Genomic DNA, 22,773 nt, shown 5'->3' with positions numbered 1-22,773 from the left:
AATTGGAGGATTTTCTTTTTTTACAAAACTCTATAAATAGATTATGAAAGTTTTATTGTGTGGTAAAGCAGCTAAAATCACATAAAAGGATATGCATCTAAAAGCAATTTTTCCTTAAATATCGGAAGTAAATAAAACAATAGATGCAAGCAAAACAAGAATGAACAATAGCTCATTCTTGTTACTAATTCTTAAAAGAATTGATGATTTTAGAATCTGAAAGTGGCAGCCAATGTGAAATCTGATATTTGAATATCTTCTTCACTCAACGATACAACATTTCCTCCATTGTTTAAGGTTTCGATCACCGCGAAATTGATTAATTCATTATCTCCTTCAGATCTGTCTTTTGAAATTTCGACAGAATGATTTTTGGAATCATATTTTCCAAATTTCTCAACCTCCTCATTAATAAAAAGTGTCTCGACTTTACCCGAAATAATAGCCGGTATTATTTCTTCAATGTCTTTAGACCCCTGCTGGTGAGAATATAATTCATTAAATCTTTCAATTCTATCTTTTCTTCGTTTATCATCATACTTGGATAAAATACCTATCGCTTCTTCAGCCAATTCATCGATATTCACATTCTCTGGATTTCCTTTAATGAATTCCTCTTCTAAAAAGTTATAAGAATTCGCATCTTGGTAGATAGGGAAAAGATAATCTACACAAGCCACTACCAATGGTATTTTCTTTTGATTTAACCGTTTCTCCAAACCATTATTGATTTGATGGAAATATTGGAGCGCTTCCTTTTTCTTGACTGTATCGTTACTTCTACCATGTCCATGATAATTATCATAACTTACGCCTTGCGCTCCTCTATTACTACTGGCTCTACCCTCGAGATGTTTCTCTTCATAATCCTCCCCTACTGTATCGGTCATCTTGTTGGGAATAAGATTTCCTACATTTAGTTCGTTGACTTGATTTCCATCTAATTCAAAAAGTTTTACTTCATTTAAACTGAGCGACATTAGAAAACAGTTTTTTCTTTCGTTCATGTAGGAAATTAGAGGTTTAATGTAAAAATATTCACCTACAAAGGAGACTGCTTGAAATGAAGTAGGTAATTTGAATTTGTAAAATTGATCATTTGTTTGATATAATGCCAAACCGTCAGATTGATGAGCCCAAAAGTCTTCGTCCTCCAACATTTCATAAAATGGAGCTAATTTTTTATCAATTTCTTTATCATCTACCTTTTTATATTGAAGGTCATTAGAAATGTTCTTTAGTTCATTTTTTAAGGAAAGCTTGTCCTTTTCATATCCATTTTTGTTGTTAACTCTACTCGTTGGAATAAGGATGCTAATACAATTATCACCTTTTGTATTGGCTAAATCATTCAGTAATTCATTCGTTAAATTTTTCATAGCTTTTAAAATTAGTTGTTAGTAAATAAATAAATGAGCAGGAATTTATTAAAGCTTCACGACCTATTAATTAGTTCAAACAGAAGCGAGAAATAGATAATTCCATACATTCCTAATTTACGAAAATGAACTTTTTTTAAAACTTAGTTTAAAGCATTTTAACCTAAAAAATGTTAGAAAAAGTTCTAAAAGAACACCTCATCTAAAATTCTAAAATTGAAGGAGTAAAACATTGCTTAAAATGTTGATTTAACATGGGGTTATTCTAAAAAGACTACACATTATAGCTTAAAGAATAATATTTTTTTTTGCGTTAATTTAATTTTCCTTCAAGCTAATAAATTGCTTTATGATTGATTAATTTTAATTGAACTATTGTTAGCTGAAATTATCATCAGGTAAAGTTTAAAAACAATTATTAATTAAAATCTAAAAAGATGGCTAAAGATCATGGACCTCAAATTAAAAACGACGAACAATACGAAGCCCTACGCAATGAAGGAATGAGTAAGGAAAAAGCAGCGCGAATTGCTAATACTAAAGATGCAGGAGAAAAAGGCGGAAAAGCAGATAAATACGAAGATCGTACTAAAGCTGATTTACTCAAGCAAGCTAGGAAAATCGGAATTGAAGGTCGAAGTACTATGAATAAAGCAGAATTAATTAAGGCATTACGTAATAATTAAAAACCAATTAGATGAGTAAACCAGCAGAATTTCCTGAACAACAACAAGAATCTCAGCCCGGGAAACAGCATAAAATGCATCCCGAACCAGAGATAATAAGAAAAGGTTACAAAGGGGCTGAAAAACTTAAGGATAAGGTTGTAATAATCACGGGAGGAGATAGTGGAATTGGCAGAAGTATAGCAATTCATTTCGCCAAAGAAGGTGCTAAAGTTGCAATCATATATTTAAGTGAAGACAAGGATGCTGAAAAAACTAAACAAGAAGTTGAAAAAGAAAACACAAAATGCATCCTTATAAAAGGAGATGTGAAAGATGAAAAGTTTTGTGAACATGCCGTAAAATCGTGTATTGATACTTTCGGAACAGTGAATATTCTGATTAATAATGCCGCCGTACAATTTCCTAAAGATTCTATAAATGAAATTGAAACCCAACAATTTCATGAAACTTTTCAAACGAATATATACTCCTATTTTTACATGGTAAAAAATGTCCTACCTTATTTCGAAAAAGGAGACACAATTATTAATACCGCATCTGTTACCGCTTACAGAGGCAGTGATCATTTATTGGATTATTCGAGTACGAAAGGAGCTATTGTTTCTTTCACCAGATCACTTTCAAAAATGTTAGCAAAGAAAAATATACGTGTAAATGGTGTAGCTCCCGGTCCTATTTGGACACCTATGATTCCCTCCACTTTCGATTCAGTTTCAGATTTCGGACAAGACACACCATTAGGGAGAGCAGGCCAACCAAGTGAAGTTGCTCCAGCCTATGTGTTTTTAGCGTCCGAAGATAGTAGTTATATCACTGGACAATTTATTCATGTAAATGGAGGTGAAATTATTGGAAGCTAAATTTCAAGTGCGCTTTCTTTGATTGTGGATCAGAGCAAATCTCAATTTAAAAGGAGTACCTTCCATTGAAAATACTCCTTTAAATCAATCTTTTCATATTGTAAAAATCACATTCAACTTATAGTCTTCTTATTTTTTAGTAGAATTTGATTCGTCAGTACGTTTTCCATCATTGCTTTCATTTTCACGAGAATTCGTGTTTTGTGCACGGTGGTCTCCTGAAGGATTACTGTTACGGCGTTCTCTACCTTCTTGATCATGTTGATCACTTCGTGAATGATAATTCTTTCTGTCCCATCGGTCATTGCGTTCATTACGGGCCTGACGATCTTCTCTGTCCCAACGGTCATTGCGATCATTTCTTTTTTGACGATCTTCCCTTTCCCATTGGTCGTTTCGCTCATTACGGCGTCTGTTGTCATCATCGTAATTTTGATCATAAGAAGCTGTACTTTCTTCCTTTATGGCATTTTTTGTGTTTTGATCTTCCCGATCTTTTTTTGAATTACTCATAATACTATGTTTTTAATGTTATACAGTAAAACTAAACACATATCAAGTGAAATATTGACGCGAAACATCTTAAAATTATCACTATAAATAAATTAACTTAAAATGGCTACCTCATACTTAACAAGTAAACATATGTTGTGAAAAAAGTTGAAGTAGAGCTACAACTTTCAACTAACCAGTTTTTTGTAAATTATTATTATCCAGAAGTTGAAAGGAAATTTCACGTGGTCTCAATTTATCGGAATGAGTAGATTTATTTGGCTTGACAGGTTTAGAATGCGAATTTATTTCTTTTAGAAACACAGCTACTATAATTAGTAACCCAAAAATATTTTCTGATTGATCGGTTTTATCTAAAAATCATAGATTTGATTTTAGGAGCCAAAAAAATGATGTTCACATATTAAGTAAACATCATTTTCATCTAAAGTTAAATTTCAAATTATTCTAGCATAGATTCTATTACCTAAATAATCAGGTTATTTATTTCTTTCTTTCCATTCATTATAATCATTAAATTGGTCATCAGACAAAACAGATTTTAAAATTTGATCTTGTTTTTGTTCAATGCGTTTCTCTTTTTCTACCATATCCTGATTAGAATCTTTAATTCCTTTGATCGCACTGTTGTATTCCTTTTCAAAACGATAGATTTGTTCATCGGTCATTTCTAAATCATTATACATTTTATCCATTCCTGGACTATTTATCTCAGAATTTAAATCCTCTTCTCTATCAGCCATGATATTGTCATCATCCAAACTATTCTTATTATATGGTCTTTCTGTTTCTTTTACACCATCATTAATTAGTCTTTCATCTTTATTATCACAAGAGAAGAATATTAAGCTGAAGGTAGAGAACATGATAATTTTAGTAAAATACTTCATAATCTTAGCTTTTTGGTACGGAAATAAAGTTAGTATATACAATGATTTAATTTGTACTCATTAGAATAAATGTTTAACGCTAAAAAATAATTCACGCTTGTTATAAAAGCATTCAATTCAATTTTACACAATCTAGATATAGAACAATCAAACCAACTCAAAAACACACACAAGTCACTGAAATAACAACACTTAAAGATTAATACAATTAGAAAATTGAGTTCAAAACCACTTCTTAAAGACATCTTTAAACTGAATTTAGGAAAAATATTTTAGGATTAATTACAAAAAATTGATTGTCCTTTTAGAATTATACTTTTTATATTGAAAATCCAATACTCAAATTTTACCATGGAAATAAAGACAGAAACTGAAAGAATTATTGCGATGATTGATAAGGAAAAGAGAACAATTTCTGAACTTCCTTATGGTGGATTCTTATCCTTAGAGCATGATGTACCTTTCCTAATGATTTACAGAAATATTGAAAATGACGAAGGCACTTTAAGACTTGCCAGAAGTGGTGGTTCATATTTAATAATTAACGATGAAAACTTCCACTACTTTTATTCATTTCTTAACGCATTAAGTAAAAAAATGGCGGAAAAATATGGCGCATTCTTGATGCTTGAGTTGTTTAGTGGACCAGAGGATAGTAAGGAATTTGTCATTAAAGGTCCTTCGCATAAACTTCCAATTTCCTTGAATGTGATGGAAAAGAATCTAAAAAAGATAGAAAGTAAAGATTTAGATTATCAAATAACATGTAGAATAGAGCAAACAAATTTTCGACAAACTGATGAAAGTTTGCCACTTTTCGAAATAGAATCTTTAAAAAATAATGGAGCTACTCTTCTTGGTTTAGAAATTCCGCCAGTTTATAGAGATGAAAATGGAAAGCTTTTTCCAGTCTACTTTCGCGAATTTAGAGATAGTTTAACAATAGCTATTCAAAAAACGATATTTGAGTTTTTAAGAATACAAACTTCATCAGGAATAACCGACTATCATTTACTTGGAAGAGGAAGAATTCACGAAAAAGTTTTAGAAATAGATAAAGCGTTAACATCAATTCAAAAACAATATCAATTTCTACTTTTAGTTGCTCCAGTCAACATCCAAAATATACGTAAAACATTCTTTAAAAGCGATTTCAAGCAAATATTGAATTATCACTATCGTTTTTTACCCGTGGATCCAGATATTTTAAAAAGGGAACTATTTAATTTACGTATAGATGAAATTGATGATCCTGCAATTGCTTATTTATTTAACGAAAAGAGAGAAGAAATAGCACATGAATTAAGTATGCTAAAGGAAAGAGGGACTAAAAATTTCTTTTACAGTAGTGTAAGGTTGTATGAAGGAGTAACCACTGAGCTTGAGAACGAAGCAAAGCATATTCTAAATGATATTCCAGAATTAATTGAACCTGAAGATACTAATTTAATTGATGCTATTGGATTCAAAAGAATGGCTGAGGCAGAATTTAATTTTTTCAAAAGTCAAGATTCAAACTTCTCTTCAAAGGTTCATATAAAGGACAGTGTAAACATTATTATGGTTTCCAATGGAGAACTATACCTCCCTTCAGATTACACTATGAATGTAAAAGAGGCTCAAGCACTCATTCAACATGAAATCGGAACACATGTCCTCACCTATTTCAATGGTTGTCAACAACCTCTTAGTCAGTTATCAGTTGGATTGGCAGGGTATGATCCATTGCAAGAAGGTCTGGCTGTATTAGCTGAATATTTAAGTGGAGGATTAACGGGAAATAGATTAAGAATTTTAGCTGGACGAGTAATCGCAGGAGCTGCACTTTTAAAAGGAGCAGATTTCGCAGAAATATTCAATTCACTAAAAAACGATTATGGATTCAGTAAAGAAAATGCTTTTAATATCACCTCAAGAATGTTTCAAGGTGGTGGTTTCTTAAAAGATGTAATTTATTTAAAAGGGCTGTATAATTTGAAAGTCTATTTACAGAATGGAGGAGATTTTGAAATTTTATTGACCGGAAAGTTCGCACTTAAACACACGGATGCAATCAGTGAATTAGTTAATCGTGGTTTATTAAAAGCTCCAAAACTTTTACCGAAATATATGTATGAAGACCATTTTAAAGAAGCATTAGAAAAATTCAAAAACACAGAAACTCTCTCTAAACTAATATAATATAAAAATATGTTTTGTAGTTAGTACAATTGATGCAGAAACTGCTGGTACTACAATATTGATGATGAAAAAAGCGCATGAACGTGGTCACAAAACCTATATTATGGGAGTTGGAGACTTTAATTTTCATTATGATTCGCCAATAAGTATTTATTGTAAAGAAATTCCGAAGACATTTAAAGCGAAGAACAAAGAAGATTTTCTTTTAAAAATTCAAGATGAAAAATTAAAAAAGAAAAAACTTTGTACGAGTGAACTTGATGTACTTTTTCTGAGAAATAATCCAACGGAAGAGCCTACTGATAGACATTGGGCTGAACATTCAGGAATTGCATTTGGGAGAATGGTTCAGCAATCAGGTGTTTTGGTCCTCAATGATGCATTTGCACTTTCACATGCTTTTATAGACAAATTATATTTCGAAGAATTACCTCAAATTATAAAACCAAAAAGCATAATCACGCGATATAAAGCCGATTTGCTTGACTTCTATGAACAAAACGGCAATAAAATGGTGTTAAAACCATTAGAAGGTTCAGGAGGTCAAAATGTTTACCTCATTGATGAAAATGAACGTAATCTTAATCAAATCATTGAAACAATTAGTGAAAAAGGATATGTAATAGCACAGGAGTTCTTACCAGAGGTTAAGGAGGGAGATGTTAGAGTGATTCTGATGAACGGTCAAATTTTAGAAGAAAATGGAAGTCAAGCCATCATTCGAAGAATCAGTACTCGTGAAGATGAATTTAGAAGTAATTTATCCTTGGGGGCTAAAGCTGAGAAGGCAAGATTAACACCTGAAATGCAGAGAATTGTTGACATCACTGCGCCAAAATTGATAAGAGATGGATTATTTTTCGTCGGTTTAGATATAGTAAAAGATAAACTGATTGAAATTAATGTATTAAGTCCAGGAGGTCTAGATTACATACAAGGAACGAGTTTACCAGATTTCACGGAGACCATTATTCAATCCATTGAAAAGAAAGTAGAATACAAAAAGTTTTACAAAAACAGCATTAGTAATCGTGAATTAGCGACAATGAAATAAAGGAAGCAACTATGAATTTAGACAAGGATCATTCAAGAATTATTGGAGAATATACAAATGGGAAAGATGGCCCCTTACTTTTTATTAGCGCTGGAGTCCATGGAAATGAACCAAGTGGAGTTCTAGCACTTCAAAAAGTTTTTGAAGAACTAAACATATCAAAACCTAAAATTAATGGAGCAGTTGTTGGAGTTTTGGGAAACATTAAGGCTTTAGAAAAAAAGGTAAGGTTTATCGATGAAGATTTGAATCGAACTTGGACAAAAGAAAACATTACTAAGCAAATCACTGATTCTAGTGAGAAGGTTGAGATGTTTCAAATAATTGAGTTGTTGAAAAATTATCCTTTAGAGTCATATGAGAAAAGGTATTTTCTAGACTGCCACACTACCTCTTCAGACAGTTTACCATACATTTCCGTCCAAAATGTGAATGACAATTATCAATGGGCTGAGCATTTTCCAACACATATTATTCGTGGATTTAGCGATATTGTTTATGGTTGTATTGATCATTATTTAAGTAGAACCGGACTAACTGGATTTGTTTTTGAAGGTGGCCAACACGAAAGTAAATCTGCAATTATGAATCACGAAGGAATGATATGGTTGGCTTTAAAAAATGCGTGTTCGCTCGAATTTGATGAATTATCAAATTTTCCAAAAGCAATAGACCATCTTAATCAATTTAAACCGCAACAGAAGACCTTTGAAATACTTTATCGTCATGGATTGAAAGACGAAGATAACTTCGCAATGTTGAAAGGTTATACAAATTTTCAAAAATTAAAAAAAGGAGAAATACTTGCCTTACAAAATGGAAAGGAAATTATAAGTGAATGGGATGATTATATATTTATGCCATTTTATCAATCCCAGGGAAATGACGGTTTTTTCATAATTCGAGAAGTAAAATAAATTCAATATCTAGTTTAAAATCAATAGGTAATCAATTGATAAAACTGTAGATACATGACTTTTATTCACAAAAAAAACTTGGTTCTCACACGAACCAAGCTTCTCAACTGTTCATTGTCATATTAACTCCGATACGGGCCAATCAAAGCTTATATTTCGAAAAGTGCAGGAAATCAAAAAAATATTACTGTTTAATTTATTTTCCTTCAGGGCGCAACTTAGAACTTTCCTTTATACTAGTTTCTGGCACTTTTTCCATAAAATCATGAATTGATGTATTGGAATCCGAACCATAACTTGCTAAAATAGTTCCTTTGCTCCCATCATTAGTTTCAACAACATATAATAAATATACATCAGAAGAATTATTTATCCCTTCATTACGATGTTCAATTAAAGTAGTAATTTCATCGGGTGAATAACTTCTTTTAGTTTCTAAATTTTGTAATTTTTCATTTATAATTTGAAATTCTTCAGTATAGCCTGCAGCTTCATACTGGCGAACGTAATCTAACTCGTTTTTATCAAAATCACTTTCCATAATAGTTTTCTTTTGTTTTAGCTTTCGAAAATTAAAAAAGAAAACTTAAATTCATCAGTGTTTCATTGGAAACTTTTAACCCTCTAAAGTATATTATTAACCCAACAAAATAAATGATAAAGTTATCTCAAAAACGAAATTCGTAAAACAAATAATATCATTATTTATGCAGTACTATTCCAAACCTCTTCTATCGATTTAATATTTGAAAAAGTTCCTAAAATTAACTTCACATCAAATAATTCTGCATTTGATAAATCACAGTTTTTTATTTGATGCTGAGAAAATTCTGAAGCCTGAAGTCCGTAATTCTGAATTTTACTTCAGATCATTTAAACATTTTTTAAAGCTTCATCGACTGAAAACTGAAAATTAACTTGTTTTCCTTTATTGCTTTCGAAAATAAAGTCTTTTAAACTATTACTTGAATAATTTGAAAAATCTCCGATTATAGTTAACGGCATTCGATATTGAGTGAATTTTTGGAGTACGTCTCCAGCCAATTTTGTTTTTAAATCAAAAAAATCGGGTGAAATATTTTTCTCATGAAGCAACATTCTATCAAATCCCTGGTAATAAATATTTCCAATTAAATCCAAAGCATCCTCTATGCAATTAATCAGTATTTTATCAGAAATTACTTCAGCAATTTTAACCTCATTGTGCGAATGTTCTTTAATTTCCATCTGATCTTATTGTTCGTTTAGTTTTACCTGTTCTTTAATCAACTTTTTAAACTCAATTTTTGGTACTTTTTGATTGAATTTAATTTGTATAGTTTTCTTCCCTGTTTTATAACCCTTTTCTTCCAGTATTTCACGCATATCGTCGGTTAATGAATCTATTCCAAAACTGACATGCTTTTGAGCCAATGAAAATCCTGCAAGAACACCGTTTAGTTTGTAAATGGGTACATTCCAACTAATTCCACCCTCTGCATTTGGTGCTGTAGCTTCGATTAGTTTTTTGAGCGTCATCATAATATCTTGAGATTCTACAGGTGAATTATCGATATATTCATCCACTGTTTTAGGTTTTAATTCTTCCATATTCATCGTTTTCTATTTGCTGGACTAAAATACCAAGATACTAAAATAAGAACCAAAAAAACTCGAGGTAAAAGGTGGAGTTAACATTTCTCCAAATATCATATTTATAAATAACACATGCCATTACACCGAATAAACCTGCAAAGACCCATAATTTATACAATGATAAATTTGGAATAAGTTATGTTAGAACAACGGGGTTTTCCATAAATAAAAGAAGATTAGTAAATAACCAAGACTGCAAAAAAGGTTTATACACTTCTAATTTTCTTCTGTTTTTTCAATTAATAATTACCAACAAATAACATTCCCAATGAAAACAAAATTATAGCAGAAGGGAATTCTACTTTAGCCGTTTTTGATTTTTATTGTTTTTTCTTACTGTTGAAGGAGAATGACCATATTTCTCTTTAAATAGCTTTGAGAAATAGCTCTTACTAGATAAACCAATAAGATCTACAATTTCTGAAATTGTATATTCGGAATTCTTTAAAAAATTATTCGCTAAATCTAACCTTCTATCTTGAACATATCCATTTACGGTGGTTTGGTAGAGCACTTTAAAACCATTCTGTAATTTATTTACATTTATTCCTACTTTATTGGAGAGATCCTGAACACTTTTAAAGTTTAAAATTTCGCTATTGATAATTGAAGAAGCCTCTTGAACTAACATCATTTCCATTTTTCTTAAAACCAAACTATCTCCCTTGGGAGCAATATCGTCGCTATATTGTATTAATTGTAAACTCAATATTTTAAATGCGCTTCCTTCTAAAAAGAGGTTTCTAACAAAACTCTCTTCTGCAAATCCATTTATTTCATTAAAAAGATCTGCCATTCTCACGCTATAACTACCATGGTGATAAAAGGATTGGGTTGCCTTAACATCATTAAATAACAACTGAAGATGTTCATCCAATTGATTGATTTCACAACTTTTCTTTTCGGCAAATAATTCACGATTTACTTCCAAGCTATTGATAATAGTTTTCTGTGCTGCTTTAAAATTAATTATGTGTCCATTATGAGCTGAACTTGCAATAATGATATTTTCGAGTAAATCTATTTTATGTTCAACTTCATCATTTTCGAAATAATGGGTTAAATGACCAGCTTCACAGAACAAAAATTTTAAGGGATGAACTTCATTCACAATAAAACGAATTTCTAAATCAATATTAAAAGTACAGTTATAAATAATTATACCTAATCCATCTTTGAAATTGATACCACTAATTTTTCCTGAACCGAAAGGCGGTGGAATATTTACAGTGTATTCATCACAGTTTTCAGTATAAGAAGTTCCAAACTCTTCAGCTAGATCTCTAATGACTTCCTTTAATGGTATTGAATGAATTTGTATCGTAGTCATATTTAAAATTTAGTTCGCAAAACTAGAGTTAATAAAAATTTACTATTAACTGAATTCAATAAATTATTAGCAGAATTGATAATCGACTAGAATATTAAATCGAAATAGGTACACTCGCATAAACCTTTAATCTTAAGAAGCAAAAAATGTAGTGAAATCATAACATTTTTTATGTTAAATTGATTTAAACTGCATAAAAATATACAAGCTTGGTTGTAATTTAGGTGCATAAAATTTTGCCGCTTTATAATGTTAAAAGCTTTTAAAATTTCTTTTAGGTTAATTTTTATGCGTTTTTCATCATTATTACTTTGAAAAGATTCATAAAATTGATGAATATAAATAGTGCTTTAATTTCAATGAATATGTTTTAACGATTAAAGAAAATGGAACCAAATACAATTACTACTAATGAATTCCCTACTTCTTTCGCTTTCGAAAGTTGTTCTTTTGTTAATCATTCACTCAACGACTTCTATTATAAAGAGTATTCTTTTATAGGTGTGGACAATCATACATTTAATATAAGTTGCGAAAGTAAAATAGGACTGTATTTTATCTTTAGTTGGAAAGGAGGTCTGGATATAAGTTTTAATATTGACAAACAAAAGTCAATAACAGATTTTCAAAGTGCTGTAATTTATGATGACAATTTGGAAGGTGTTAACCTTTTCTTTGAAAAAAATAATTACTATCGATTTTGCATAATAGGATTTAATCAAAAGGCTCCAGATGAAAATTTTTCTTTCATGAAATTCGAAAATGCCTTCTTGTCACAGATTTCTTTTAATATCCCTATTTTCATTGGCAAACCCTATTCTAAATTAATCAATAATATCGATAAATTGTCTAATAGAATTCATGAAAATAAAGATTCGGAATTAATTTTAGAAGGTTTAATTTATCAAATCTTGGGATTGAAAGCAGAGTATTTCAAGGACTCTTTAAACAATGAACTCAAGAGTAAATCCATTTTGACGAATGAGGAATTGAAACGTTTTAACAAGGTTGCTGAAGAAATTAAAAATACCCCTTCTTTCGAATACTCTATTGAATATTTATGTGAAAAAGCTGCACTATCACCATTAAAACTTCAAGAAGGTTTTAAAGATATTTACGATTCTACTGCCATGGAGTATGTACGAAATAGCAGACTAGACAAAGCCGTTGAACTCCTAAAAAGCACCAATCTCAATATTTCAGAAATCGTTTATAGTATTGGATTAACAAGCAGAAGTTATTTTTCTAAGATTTTCAAGTTAAAATTCAAATGTTCACCTAGAAATTATAGGAAATAGGAGAATAATTTTACAAGATTGAATCTATAAGGTTAAACTAAATTCGTATTGAGTTAAAAAAAGTTAAGATTAAAGTCTATTTTTGATACACTATTACTATTCACTACTAATTAATATTATATGCGGACTTTAAGAATATTATCAAGTTTTGCCTTCATCATGATAGCTTATTCATGTAATGACACCTCTTCGAAAAGAGTTAATATTGAAAAAGAAGAAAAAGTAATTAAGAAATCTAATTTATTCGAACCAGATGAATTGGATGAGAAAGTAGAGAGCAAAAACGGTTATTATTTAGACACCACTTATATCAGATGAAAGACAATAAATAAGGGCTAAGGAATAAACAATGTGGACCAGAAAAATATGTAAAAGATATCCTAATTTAAACTTCTCCATTTTTTTATTACTTATTCCAATGATCAATCTCCAACCAATCATTCCCATTATTCCACAAATTACTCCATAGATTAATCCGTCATAAATTATATTTTCCGTTGATATATAGGAATCAATAAAAACCCAAATTAGAGCAAAAATATAACCAATTATAAAATGAATAATCCAAGAGATTAATTTAGGAATGAAACCATCTTTATTTGGAAAAAAGAATTGATTGATTTTCGTTGGGATAAAATAATTGGTTCCAATCAAAATTGAAAAGATTAGACTTGCAACTGTCATTAAAGCAGTTGCGATTAGCGAGGAAAAAACAATATTTAACATCTAATTGAAGTTTTTATTATTAAAAATAATAGAAAATAATCAGCTAAAACGACAAGTCATTGAATGCGTCAAAATAAAAACTTATCCCGTTAAAAACACCGATTTCACAAGGCTTCATCCAGTTTCAAAAACTCTAAATTTAAACTTATTCATTAAAAAAATAGGAATATAATTTCACATCATGGAAAGGGATATAGAATTAGAATTCAAAGCATTTATTTTACAAAACGACCATCCTTGTGTAATGGCTCAATCAGCTTTTGAACATGATCAAGTTATGATCAAAGATTTGGGTGAAATGAGATCTCTAAATGCTGCTCAAGAAATAATTGAAGGTTTGGAAGAATTTTTGAGAAATTTTGACACTGACACAAAAAAAGAGTTTTATTCTTTTATTGCTGTTTTCCCACAAGAAACTATAGATTCAGAAATTGAATTTGAAAAAAAACCATGGATGTTATTAAATCAAATTCATAAGTTAGATGAATCAGAATGGGATAATTCAGTGAGCAAAGATCCAGAAAATAATGAGTTTAGTTTTAGTATAAGCGGCAGAGCTTTTTATATTGTGGGAATGCATCCCAACAGTAGCAGATTTGCGCGACAAAGTCCATATCCATCTATTGCTTTTAATCTACATTCTCAATTTGAAAAGTTGAGAGAAGATGGAGTTTTCAAAGTTGTAAGAAATAAAATTAGACAAAGAGATAAAGCTCGTCAAGGCACGATTAATCCTATATTAAAGGATTTCGGTTCAGATAGTGAAGCAAAACAATATAGTGGTAGGGCTGTCAAAAAAGACTGGAAATGCCCATTTCATTCAAAATAATTCAAATGGAAAATAAAATAAACGAACAAACAGGAGCAGCATTTACCATTTCAAAAAATCAATATTTAAAAATTATTGACCCCAAAGGCGGACAAGTGAGTGATTTGGTGTTTTTTTCTGAAAAAGATAAAAAGGAAAAAATATCCGCTGGAAAAACAATGGATTTTGAAGAAAGTATCCTCATTACCAAAGGCAATTATTTATGGAGCAATCGAGGACGTAAACTTATGGAGGTTATTGAAGATACAAATGGCAGGAACGACATTCTCCTTGCTCCTTGTAGTCCTGAAACTTTTCAAATTATGTATGAGGTAGAAACATATCACCCGAGTTGCTTTGAAAATCTGTATAAAAACTTGGCTCCATTTGGAATTAGTCCTGATGATGTCCCCACCGCATTTAATGTTTTCATGAATGTCCAATTTTCGGAAGAAGGGAAACTATCTGTTTTACCTCCAACAAGTAAAGCAGGTGATTATTTAATCGTTAAGGCATTGGACGATTTGATCATTGGGTTGACAGCTTGTTCGGCGGAAGACAGTAATGGTGGTACATTCAAGCCCATACATTATGAAATCCTCAATTCAATTTAAAACCTTTTTTTAAAATCTTTAGGTCATAAGAAAACCCTCTCAATTGAAAGGGTTTTCCGTTTTCTATCAAATTTCATTGATTAATAACTTTTAAAATTTTGCTTTTAATCAATTAACTTGATGGACGCTCTTGAGATTTTTGAGTTTGATCCGTTGGTTGGTTTTGAGTTTTACCCTGTGTATCATTATCAAGTTGTGACATTTGATAATTATTAGAGCGATTTTCTCTTTCCCAACGATCATTATTGTCGTTTCTCGTTTGACGATCTTCTCTATCCCATCGGTCATTACGTTCATTACGGGCCTGACGATCTTCTCTGTCCCATTTGTCATTACGCTCGTTACGCATCTGGCGATCCTCTCTTTCCCAACTATCATTTCGCTCATTTCGAGCTCTCATGTCATTATCATAATTTTGATCCTTTCCATAGCTGTTTTCTACAGAATTTTCATTGTTTTGTTTTTGATCTTTTTGATCTTTTTTTGAAGTACTCATAATATTAATTTTTTAATGTTTGTACGACAAATTTAGAGTACTTATTTTCTTAAAATTGACACGAAACATTTAAGTTTTAACCCAAAAACTTTTTAACTTATTTTAATGAAACCGGCTTTTCAAAACCAACATAACCGACTGATTAAAAGCTAATTAACGCAATGAGCGATGAAATATAAAATAAAGGAAATTCCCAAAAAAAATTAAAAAACGAATCGCGTCAAAATATTTATTTTTCAAGTCAAAAATACAATTTCAACATCCTTAATTTCATGCAAAACAGGGGAAATAATTCCATCTGTAAAACTTTAAAATTTATTATTATGGAAAGTAGATTGTTATCATCATCAACATTAGTTGGAACATCAGTAGAAAACGCAACTGGGGATAATCTTGGTCAAATCGAAGATTTAATGATTAATTGGAAAGAAGGGAAAGTTGCTTATGCGGTTTTGTCCTTCGGAGGATTTTTAGGAATAGGCGATAAATATTTCGCTGTACCTTTAGAGTCATTTAAAACTTCACCAGATCCAGACAGAAATGTATTAGTTCTAAACGAATCTAAGGAGCGTTTAAAAAATTCGCCAGGTTTCGATAAAGATCATTGGCCAAGTACCGCAGACAATGTGTTTACAGAAAAAGTTTATAAACACTACAATGTTTTATAGAATCTAAATGAACATATGTTTTGCAATCAAAAATCTTTAAGGAGTCAAAAGTTTACCTTTTGACTCTTTTCATTTTAGAATGTGAAATCTTAGTGGGTCGATAGTTTTCCAAGCGCTAGTCCCGTATAGCTTTCGGGATTTTTGCTTTACTTTTTAGGGCAACCGACCGAAGGAAGCTCATGAATACAAACAAAAATAGACAGGAATGAATAATGCTAAAAAGTAAAAAAAACACAAAACTACAAAAAGCACTCCCCTACCATTCTTGAAAACGACTTTTTAATCCCCGCAGAAAGTGGTTCTACAAATCGCTTATCCGTCAGCGCTTCAACTTCATGATTCAACTCCGGATAACGTTTCGCTAATCCCACAATCACCTCAAATGCCTTTATTCTCACAGAAGACTGCTTTTTTATATCCAGCCAAATATCCACACAAACGTCAAACAGCAACCCTTCATCCTCTTCATCAACTTCCATCTTCAGTAAAATGTTAATCAAATTGCGTTGGTGTCCATCTTTACACTTCGGGAGTCGCTTTACTATCGCTGAAACAAAAGGCAGAACCCGAGCATCATTCTTCTTCATGCAACTCCATAACAACCACGTAGCGCGCCACGAATAGGGTTGTTTATCCGAAATGGTCAATTCAATCAATTCTCCAAAATCCCCAGGGTTTGAATCGATGTAAGAAAGCATATCCTGTTTGTAGGAATTTGTGAGAATGGATTCTAGAGGGGATGTTTGCATTTTGCATTGAAATCTGATGTATGGAGTATAAATATAATGAAGTGATTGGAAAAAAACTAAATTAATACCTGACTAGGTTATCATTAATGTGTTGGTATATTCCAAGTTGATATTTTATACAATTTCATATTTGACTTACATTAATTTTCTAAAACTTCCAACAACATTGCTTTTCGTTCACGAGAAATAGGCAAAACATGATCGACTAATTTGACTTGAAATCCTTCGATGGAAAGTATTTTATTAATTTGAATGACATATGAACGATGTATTTGGATGAAATCTACTTTGGAAAGTTCTTCTATTAAACTTTTTAAAGTTTTATGAACGATAATGCTTTGACCGTCTTCGAGATGAATTTGAACGTAGTTTTGTAAACTTTTTATGTAAATGATATCCTTTAAAATAATTCTTTTGTCGACACCGTTCTCCCTGAAAAAAATAAATTTTGAAACTTCGTTCTCTGGGTTCATTAAACCAAACATTTCCTTTGCTTTTATAACAGCTGCCTCAAACTCTTTGAAAAATATAGGTTTAATTAGGTAATCAATTGTATTCACTTTGTATCCCTTCAACGCATATTCTGGATAGGCCGTGGTAAAAATAATCATAGTTGATGAATTATTTATCTTCTCAGCAAATTGAATCCCATTAATATGAGGCATATCGATATCCAAGAATATAATATCAACTTGTTTGTTATTAATCAATTCCAATGCATGTAAAGCATTTCCAAAATCACCAATGCATTCTATAAAATCGAATCTTTTTAGGTATTCCAGAAGGCCTTCTCTAGCTATTCTTTCATCATCTATTACTATCGCTCTCATAACTGCTTTAAATTTAATTCTAATTGTACAGAATAAATTTCATTTTCCTGCTGAATGACCATTTTAAAATTGTTAGGATACAGTAATTTAAGTCGTTCTTTAACATGCTCTAATCCTACACCGTTTGGACGTTTACTGGTTATATTTTCATCATACGAATTACGAAGAATAAATACTAGATTGCTGTCTTGAGTAACCACCAATGATTGACTAACAAAAAATTCATTATTGCTATTTGGTTGCACATGTTTAAAGGAATTCTCTACAAATGCAGAAAGTATAAAAGGTGTAATCTGAAAATTATTTTCAATAATTCCCCAATGACAATTAACTGCTAAATCAGATCGGTGCCTATTGATTTCTAAATCAAAATACTCTTTCAAAAACATTATTTCACGTTCAAGAGTAATGTATTTCTTTTGAGATTCATAAACGTAATACTGTAGAATTTTGCTGTACCTTGATAGCATTGCCAACGCTTCATCTTTGTCTTTAATAATCAGAAACTGTAAATTATTCAGAACATTAAATGTGAAATGAGGACTTAATTGATTTTTTAGAATATTTATTTCCATTTCCAGTGCTTTTCTCTTAACCGTTTCCAACTCTTTCTCTTGTTCCATAAAGTGTTTGAATTGATTGAACGAGTAATTGAGTCCAGTCACCAAAACAACAAATAGAAATTGCCCAAAAAACAAGGATTTCCATTCTTCTATTAATAATTTAACTTCTTCCTCTCCCATAGTGAAATTAACGACTAAAAAACCTTCCATGGAGAGAATTAACGCAACAAAAAGGCATGAAAGAGTCAAAGTGAATATCAATAAAACTGAATTCAATTTGAATAGAAAAGCAGATACTTTTTGATTAAATATAAGCTGAGTATATAATTTAAGTGTGATAATAATCAATCCAGAATAAATCAATGCGGTAATGAAAGAAAATGTTTCATTGGATGATAGCTGCAAAAAGCTGATCAAAAATATAAATACCCAAAAGAAATTATTAATCCGGTTTATTAAGTTCATTATCCATACTTAGTTTAAAGCAAAATTAATCTATTTGCTTTAGCAGGACAATTCATTCATCAACAAAAATCGACTATTCGTCAAAGCTTAATTCGTTTGTCAATAAATGATTGCAACTGGTCAAAACGCATGTTAAAAACACTGGCAACGTACTACTTTTGGTCAACAAATTAAAAAAATAAGAAAAATGAAAACAAAAATTATTTTAACAATTGCATTGTTTGGTATAGCATTTCAACTCTTTTCTCAAGATGAAAAATCAAAATTTACGTTGAATTTTGGAGCTGGTGGAAATTACAATTTAATGAACTCAGGTAGCAAAATAAAAAATCATAATGCAATTAGAGGCTTGATCGATTTAGTAATTAAAGAAAGATGGGTTATAAATTATTCGCAACACGGCTCAGTAAATCAAAAAGGACTCAAAAAAGTAAAAGTTACAGAAGATGATCATTTTGGAATATATGAACACAGCTTTGGTTTTGGTTATAAATTTAATTTCGAAAACCAATTTTATGTGTTACCGACAACAAACATTGGAATCGGTCTATTAAAGTCAATAGAATATTACAACTCAGACTGGGAGGAAATAAAATCTGAATTTTCAAAAGAAGTAGAAGGCGCTTTCTTTGTTAGTCAAGAAGTAAGATTTGGATATGATTTCGGGAAGCATCTCGCATTGGAAACACACATAAATTACAGCTATTATTCTGATATTCATCTACCTTCAACAGTTTCTTCAAGCGATCTTAATGGACTAGGTTTTGGCTTAACCATTATTGGTAAAATTCCGTTTTAGTAAAGTATTCGCGTTCCTAGACTAAATTTTAAGTAGAATAAAAAGGACATTGATTGATCAAAAAATTAAAGAGCGGAATAACTCAAAACTTATTCCGCTCCTTGATTGTAAAGCGCTTCACTTTCTTTAAGTTAAAAGATTATAAAAGATAAAGTGTACTTTCTAATAGTATTTAGAAATTCATAGCTTTATAACTGAATCTAATATTATTAAAAAACAAAACTATGAAAACAATAATCAAAATTTTAGTTCCTCTACTTGTAATATTAGCTTTTTCATTTGCCTGTAAAAAAGAAGAAGACGGGAAAGGCCAGTTAAAAGTTCTATTAACTGATGACCCTGCAGATTTTACTGAAGTAAATGTAAATATTACAGAAGTTTGGGCGAATTATAATGGAAGTGGGAATTCTCAAAGTGGATGGGTTCAACTAGATGCCAACCCTGGTTTTTATGATTTGTTACAATTGCAAAATGGAGTAACAGATGTAATAGCAGATCCTACCTTAATTCCAACAGGTGACATAAATCAAATTAGATTAGTTCTTGGTGAAGACAATTATGCAGTTGAAATTATTGATTCAATCGAGGTGCAACATCCTTTGTTACTTTCTAGTCAAGATAAAACAGGAATCAAAATCAACTTAAACTCTGAAATAATAGCTAACCAGACTATTGAAGTAACCTTGGATTTTGATGCTGGAAGCTCTATCATAGAACAAGGTAATGGAGAATATAGATTAAAACCAGTGATCAAAGTTGAAAACGTTACCTATATCCCATAATTTTTCTAAGATAGAACCAGAATAATATGCGTAGTATCAACTGAAAATAGTTTTCTCCTAGTAATGTTTAAAACGTATTGACTTTCGTAACTAGAATATACCGACCGATTAGAAATAATTTCTAATCGGTTTTTTATTGTGTATTGTAATGGTTAGGAATTAATTATATAAACACAGATTTGAAGGTTTATATCAGTATTACCAAACAAATGAAGATAAAATTAAATTTAAGCAAGTGGTTTCAATCATCTAAATCATCTGAGAAATTTTCCTCTTCATCATAACGAAATTTCCAACTTGCATAAATAAACAGACCAAATAATCCGATTCCAATTAATACAAAAGCAATGCCCAAATATAAATTACTGTTCTTCCTCGACCTTTCTATCTGATTATACTCTTCCAAATCGAATAATTGTCGTTTTTTATAAGCGAAATAATAGGTCTGAGGATTGTCTCGTGATTCTATAAAAACATTACGCTCTTTATTCCAAAATCCGATATTTTGTGCTTTTTCTAATTCACTTTCAATAGTTCCCACCTCTATCATTTCTCCTTCTTCCAGGTAATCTAGCGCATTATTTTCATCTAAAATATTATACGAAGCATTGGAAATCTTAAAGGTGTAATCTGAAGTATTCAATTTATATCGAACGATGATATGCCTTTTACCTCTTCTTGTTCTTGTTCCTATTGTTTCTTCTTCAACGAAAATCACAGCTACTTTATACTTAACAATATCTGACTGCTGAAGATCTTCGTCGAAAAAGGATTTAACGAATCCACTGAATATTACCAACAGAATTAAAAGGGCAATTGAAGATCCAATTATCGTATTGACACTCTTTTTATTTAGTTTTTTGTTTTTCATGTTAGATAACAAAAGGAAAGACTGAATTTAAGAAAGTGATGACTGAAGGTCAGAATGACCACAATTCAATGAAATTAGGTTGTTTAATTAATCTCATAACTACTCGTCACTTCTATATCCGGATCCAACGACAAAAGAGCAGAACAATATTTTGTAATTGCTAAGTTAATTGCTCGCTCTAATTTGTCAGTAGAAAATGTGATGTTACTCTATCCCGGAGATCCCCGAAAAAACAAAGATGATGTTTTTGAAACGACAGACTTGGTTTCTTTTGCTAAAGGTGATTTCTCGCATAAAGGGTATTTGAGGTTTGTGAAGGTGGTTGAGGATGGGAAGTTGTTCGAGAAATTGGGAGAGAAGGTTTTGGATGGGTTTATTGAGATTAAAAAGTGAATTTTACAATGGTAATTATTTACAAAAATTTTGTCTTAATTAAAACTTAATGGATTGCTGTTCATAAACTTACTACTTGTACATCTTTTGTGCAATATTTGCGTATCTGCATTTTATTTACGTATATTTGCATCCAATACAAAGATATTAGCCATGGGAACAACACCTAGCTTAAATAGAGTTACAAAGCCAAAAACTGAATACTCGATGAATAAAGAGAATAAACTTCAAAAAAGATTAAGAAGTGAAAAATCTATTCAGGTAACTGCTAAACAACATGAAAGTTACAGGCTGAGCGCTTATGCTCCAGTAAGATAAAATTTACATTTTTTTTATAATATTATAGACCGTTAAATACGGTCTTTTTTTATGACTTCTAACCAACTTAAATACTGCCATTATACACCAATTCGAAACTCGAAACTGACGAGAAATATCTCTTTGCCCTTTCAAAAAGATAATCCAGACAGAATTAAGACATTTAAGATCAAAATAAAACGGAATCTTATCTATATCGTTGAAATCTACTATTACCTAGAGTATGCATTCATTAAGTTTCATCCTAAAATTCATGAAAACCACCCACACAAATATCAAATTATTGGTATGGGGTTATCCGTAGGAGAAATTAAAAAATTATTGAACACTTCATGTAAAATCATACTTGATGAAATAGATAAAAGTGATGATGAAAATATCGTCTATGCTTTCTTCGGACAATGGTATAAGAAAGACAATGAGAAAAATAGAATTGCCTCAAAGAGATTTAACCTTTATAGAAAACAAGTGAATACGTTTTTTACTTTAGATCGATTTGTTCATTCGGAAGAAGAAATAATTAATTTCTATTGTATTTCACCAAAACAGAATAAAAGATTCAATGATCAAATAATCAAGTTAAGGAACGAGCTTGCAAATGACCTAAGCTTAACGGAATTATTCATGACGGAAAAAGCAAAAGAAGATTTTTTGGGGTATGATTGATTTTCTGAAACTATCACCTAATGCAATGATTCATAACTTCACCTCAATAGTTCTAAATTATATGTTTGCAATGTAATGTTTTTCTATCTTGGTGATAACCGAAACAATACAATTGATGTTTTTGAAACGACGGATTTAGTTTCTTTTGATGAAGGTGATTTCTCGCATAAAGGGTATTTGAGGTTTGTAAAGGTGGTTGAGGATGGGAAGTTGTGTGAGGAATTGGGAGAGAAAGTTTTAGATGGGTTTGTGGATTTAATTACTATTTTTAAAATCTAA

The 22,773-nt window shown here is 30.8% G+C and carries 29 protein-coding genes; 16 read left to right on the top strand and 13 right to left on the bottom strand.

Annotated features, from left to right (window positions below; genetic code table 11):
• Positions 1-209: 209 nt before the first annotated feature.
• Complete coding sequence (locus C6368_RS03535; RefSeq protein ID WP_107037802.1) at positions 210-1,379, bottom strand: baeRF3 domain-containing protein; 1,170 nt, start codon at positions 1,377-1,379, stop codon at positions 210-212.
• A gap of 437 nt (positions 1,380-1,816) precedes the next feature.
• On the opposite strand from C6368_RS03535, the gene C6368_RS03530 reads away from it, so the two are divergent.
• Positions 1,817-2,065: a DUF7218 family protein gene (locus C6368_RS03530; protein WP_107037801.1), complete on the top strand. Its 249-nt coding sequence runs from the start codon at positions 1,817-1,819 to the stop codon at positions 2,063-2,065.
• Positions 2,066-2,076: 11 nt separating this feature from the next.
• Positions 2,077-2,928: an SDR family oxidoreductase gene (locus C6368_RS03525; protein WP_107037800.1), complete on the top strand. Its 852-nt coding sequence runs from the start codon at positions 2,077-2,079 to the stop codon at positions 2,926-2,928.
• 129 nt (positions 2,929-3,057) lie between these two features.
• Here the strand turns inward: C6368_RS03525 and C6368_RS03520 are convergent, their stop codons facing one another.
• Both C6368_RS03520 and C6368_RS03515 read right to left on the bottom strand, forming a co-directional pair.
• Positions 3,058-3,441: a hypothetical protein gene (locus C6368_RS03520; RefSeq protein WP_107037799.1), complete on the bottom strand. Its 384-nt coding sequence runs from the start codon at positions 3,439-3,441 to the stop codon at positions 3,058-3,060.
• 479 nt (positions 3,442-3,920) lie between these two features.
• Positions 3,921-4,331, bottom strand: a complete 411-nt coding sequence (locus C6368_RS03515; protein ID WP_159038417.1) for a hypothetical protein — start codon at positions 4,329-4,331, stop codon at positions 3,921-3,923.
• 351 nt (positions 4,332-4,682) lie between these two features.
• Between C6368_RS03515 and C6368_RS03510 the strand changes: the two genes are divergently transcribed.
• The 3 genes from C6368_RS03510 to C6368_RS03500 are packed head-to-tail and all read left to right on the top strand — an operon-like array spanning position 4,683 to position 8,483.
• Positions 4,683-6,512, top strand: coding sequence for a flavohemoglobin expression-modulating QEGLA motif protein (locus C6368_RS03510; RefSeq protein ID WP_234369078.1), 1,830 nt, complete (start codon positions 4,683-4,685; stop codon positions 6,510-6,512).
• 1 nt (position 6,513) lies between these two features.
• Positions 6,514-7,566, top strand: coding sequence for a glutathione synthetase (locus C6368_RS03505; RefSeq protein ID WP_107037797.1), 1,053 nt, complete (start codon positions 6,514-6,516; stop codon positions 7,564-7,566).
• 11 nt (positions 7,567-7,577) lie between these two features.
• Complete coding sequence (locus C6368_RS03500; RefSeq protein ID WP_107037796.1) at positions 7,578-8,483, top strand: M14 family metallopeptidase; 906 nt, start codon at positions 7,578-7,580, stop codon at positions 8,481-8,483.
• 196 nt (positions 8,484-8,679) lie between these two features.
• Here the strand turns inward: C6368_RS03500 and C6368_RS03495 are convergent, their stop codons facing one another.
• From C6368_RS03495 to C6368_RS03480, 4 genes are all read right to left on the bottom strand, one after another.
• Positions 8,680-9,024 (bottom strand): hypothetical protein, encoded by a 345-nt coding sequence (locus tag C6368_RS03495; RefSeq protein WP_107037795.1) that lies wholly within the window; start codon positions 9,022-9,024, stop codon positions 8,680-8,682.
• Between the two features lie 332 nt (positions 9,025-9,356).
• Positions 9,357-9,710 (bottom strand): DUF4180 domain-containing protein, encoded by a 354-nt coding sequence (locus C6368_RS03490; RefSeq protein WP_107037794.1) that lies wholly within the window; start codon positions 9,708-9,710, stop codon positions 9,357-9,359.
• 6 nt (positions 9,711-9,716) lie between these two features.
• Entirely contained in the window at positions 9,717-10,073 is a 357-nt protein-coding gene (locus tag C6368_RS03485) for an iron chaperone (RefSeq protein ID WP_107038021.1), read from the bottom strand.
• A 343-nt stretch (positions 10,074-10,416) separates the two neighbouring features.
• Entirely contained in the window at positions 10,417-11,448 is a 1,032-nt protein-coding gene (locus C6368_RS03480; RefSeq protein WP_107037793.1) for a helix-turn-helix domain-containing protein, read from the bottom strand.
• 386 nt (positions 11,449-11,834) lie between these two features.
• On the opposite strand from C6368_RS03480, the gene C6368_RS03475 reads away from it, so the two are divergent.
• Both C6368_RS03475 and C6368_RS17230 read left to right on the top strand, forming a co-directional pair.
• Positions 11,835-12,746 carry an AraC family transcriptional regulator gene (locus tag C6368_RS03475; protein ID WP_107037792.1) on the top strand — a complete coding sequence of 304 codons (912 nt, stop codon included), beginning with the start codon at positions 11,835-11,837 and terminating at the stop codon, positions 12,744-12,746.
• Positions 12,747-12,866: 120 nt separating this feature from the next.
• Positions 12,867-13,064 (top strand): hypothetical protein, encoded by a 198-nt coding sequence (locus C6368_RS17230; protein WP_159038416.1) that lies wholly within the window; start codon positions 12,867-12,869, stop codon positions 13,062-13,064.
• Here the strand turns inward: C6368_RS17230 and C6368_RS03470 are convergent.
• Positions 13,041-13,472 (bottom strand): hypothetical protein, encoded by a 432-nt coding sequence (locus C6368_RS03470; protein WP_107037791.1) that lies wholly within the window; start codon positions 13,470-13,472, stop codon positions 13,041-13,043. The two genes, C6368_RS17230 and C6368_RS03470, sit on opposite strands and share 24 nt — an antisense overlap.
• A 181-nt stretch (positions 13,473-13,653) precedes the next feature.
• Here C6368_RS03470 and gntA point away from each other — a divergent pair, with 181 nt between their 5' ends.
• Positions 13,654-14,301, top strand: coding sequence for a guanitoxin biosynthesis heme-dependent pre-guanitoxin N-hydroxylase GntA (gene gntA / locus C6368_RS03465; RefSeq protein ID WP_107037790.1), 648 nt, complete (start codon positions 13,654-13,656; stop codon positions 14,299-14,301).
• Between the two features lie 5 nt (positions 14,302-14,306).
• Positions 14,307-14,894, top strand: a complete 588-nt coding sequence (locus C6368_RS03460) for a DUF1989 domain-containing protein (RefSeq protein ID WP_107038020.1) — start codon at positions 14,307-14,309, stop codon at positions 14,892-14,894.
• A 112-nt stretch (positions 14,895-15,006) separates the two neighbouring features.
• On the opposite strand, the gene C6368_RS03455 is transcribed toward C6368_RS03460, so the two are convergent.
• Positions 15,007-15,390: a hypothetical protein gene (locus tag C6368_RS03455; RefSeq protein WP_107037789.1), complete on the bottom strand. Its 384-nt coding sequence runs from the start codon at positions 15,388-15,390 to the stop codon at positions 15,007-15,009.
• A 323-nt stretch (positions 15,391-15,713) separates the two neighbouring features.
• Between C6368_RS03455 and C6368_RS03450 the strand changes: the two genes are divergently transcribed.
• Positions 15,714-16,058, top strand: a complete 345-nt coding sequence (locus C6368_RS03450; RefSeq protein WP_107038019.1) for a PRC-barrel domain-containing protein — start codon at positions 15,714-15,716, stop codon at positions 16,056-16,058.
• A 239-nt stretch (positions 16,059-16,297) separates the two neighbouring features.
• Here the strand turns inward: C6368_RS03450 and C6368_RS03445 are convergent, their stop codons facing one another.
• The 3 genes from C6368_RS03445 to C6368_RS03435 form a co-directional block, all read right to left on the bottom strand.
• On the bottom strand, positions 16,298-16,807 hold the full coding sequence (locus tag C6368_RS03445) for a hypothetical protein (RefSeq protein ID WP_107037788.1): 510 nt from the start codon (positions 16,805-16,807) through the stop codon (positions 16,298-16,300).
• A 140-nt stretch (positions 16,808-16,947) separates the two neighbouring features.
• On the bottom strand, positions 16,948-17,637 hold the full coding sequence (locus C6368_RS03440) for a LytR/AlgR family response regulator transcription factor (protein WP_107037787.1): 690 nt from the start codon (positions 17,635-17,637) through the stop codon (positions 16,948-16,950).
• Positions 17,634-18,410 (bottom strand): sensor histidine kinase, encoded by a 777-nt coding sequence (locus tag C6368_RS03435; RefSeq protein ID WP_159038415.1) that lies wholly within the window; start codon positions 18,408-18,410, stop codon positions 17,634-17,636. The genes C6368_RS03440 and C6368_RS03435 overlap by 4 nt, the downstream gene beginning before the upstream one ends.
• A 442-nt stretch (positions 18,411-18,852) precedes the next feature.
• On the opposite strand from C6368_RS03435, the gene C6368_RS03430 reads away from it, so the two are divergent.
• Positions 18,853-19,464 (top strand): porin family protein, encoded by a 612-nt coding sequence (locus tag C6368_RS03430; RefSeq protein WP_107037785.1) that lies wholly within the window; start codon positions 18,853-18,855, stop codon positions 19,462-19,464.
• 224 nt (positions 19,465-19,688) lie between these two features.
• A complete protein-coding gene (locus C6368_RS03425) occupies positions 19,689-20,246 on the top strand; it encodes a DUF4382 domain-containing protein (RefSeq protein WP_107037784.1) in 558 nt (185 codons plus the stop codon).
• 241 nt (positions 20,247-20,487) lie between these two features.
• Here C6368_RS03425 and C6368_RS03420 read toward each other — a convergent pair whose 3' ends face one another.
• Positions 20,488-21,117, bottom strand: a complete 630-nt coding sequence (locus C6368_RS03420; protein WP_107037783.1) for a hypothetical protein — start codon at positions 21,115-21,117, stop codon at positions 20,488-20,490.
• 183 nt (positions 21,118-21,300) lie between these two features.
• On the opposite strand from C6368_RS03420, the gene C6368_RS03415 reads away from it, so the two are divergent.
• From C6368_RS03415 to C6368_RS03405, 4 genes are all read left to right on the top strand, one after another.
• Complete coding sequence (locus C6368_RS03415) at positions 21,301-21,510, top strand: hypothetical protein (protein ID WP_159038414.1); 210 nt, start codon at positions 21,301-21,303, stop codon at positions 21,508-21,510.
• A gap of 153 nt (positions 21,511-21,663) precedes the next feature.
• Positions 21,664-21,828, top strand: a complete 165-nt coding sequence (locus tag C6368_RS17225; RefSeq protein WP_159038413.1) for a hypothetical protein — start codon at positions 21,664-21,666, stop codon at positions 21,826-21,828.
• A gap of 288 nt (positions 21,829-22,116) precedes the next feature.
• Positions 22,117-22,494 (top strand): hypothetical protein, encoded by a 378-nt coding sequence (locus C6368_RS03410; protein WP_159038412.1) that lies wholly within the window; start codon positions 22,117-22,119, stop codon positions 22,492-22,494.
• A gap of 75 nt (positions 22,495-22,569) precedes the next feature.
• Entirely contained in the window at positions 22,570-22,773 is a 204-nt protein-coding gene (locus tag C6368_RS03405) for a hypothetical protein (protein WP_107037780.1), read from the top strand.

Source organism: Brumimicrobium mesophilum (genome assembly GCF_003025005.1).
Lineage (GTDB): Bacteria > Bacteroidota > Bacteroidia > Flavobacteriales_D > Crocinitomicaceae > Brumimicrobium > Brumimicrobium mesophilum.
This window is presented reverse-complemented; position numbering and strand designations above follow the sequence as displayed.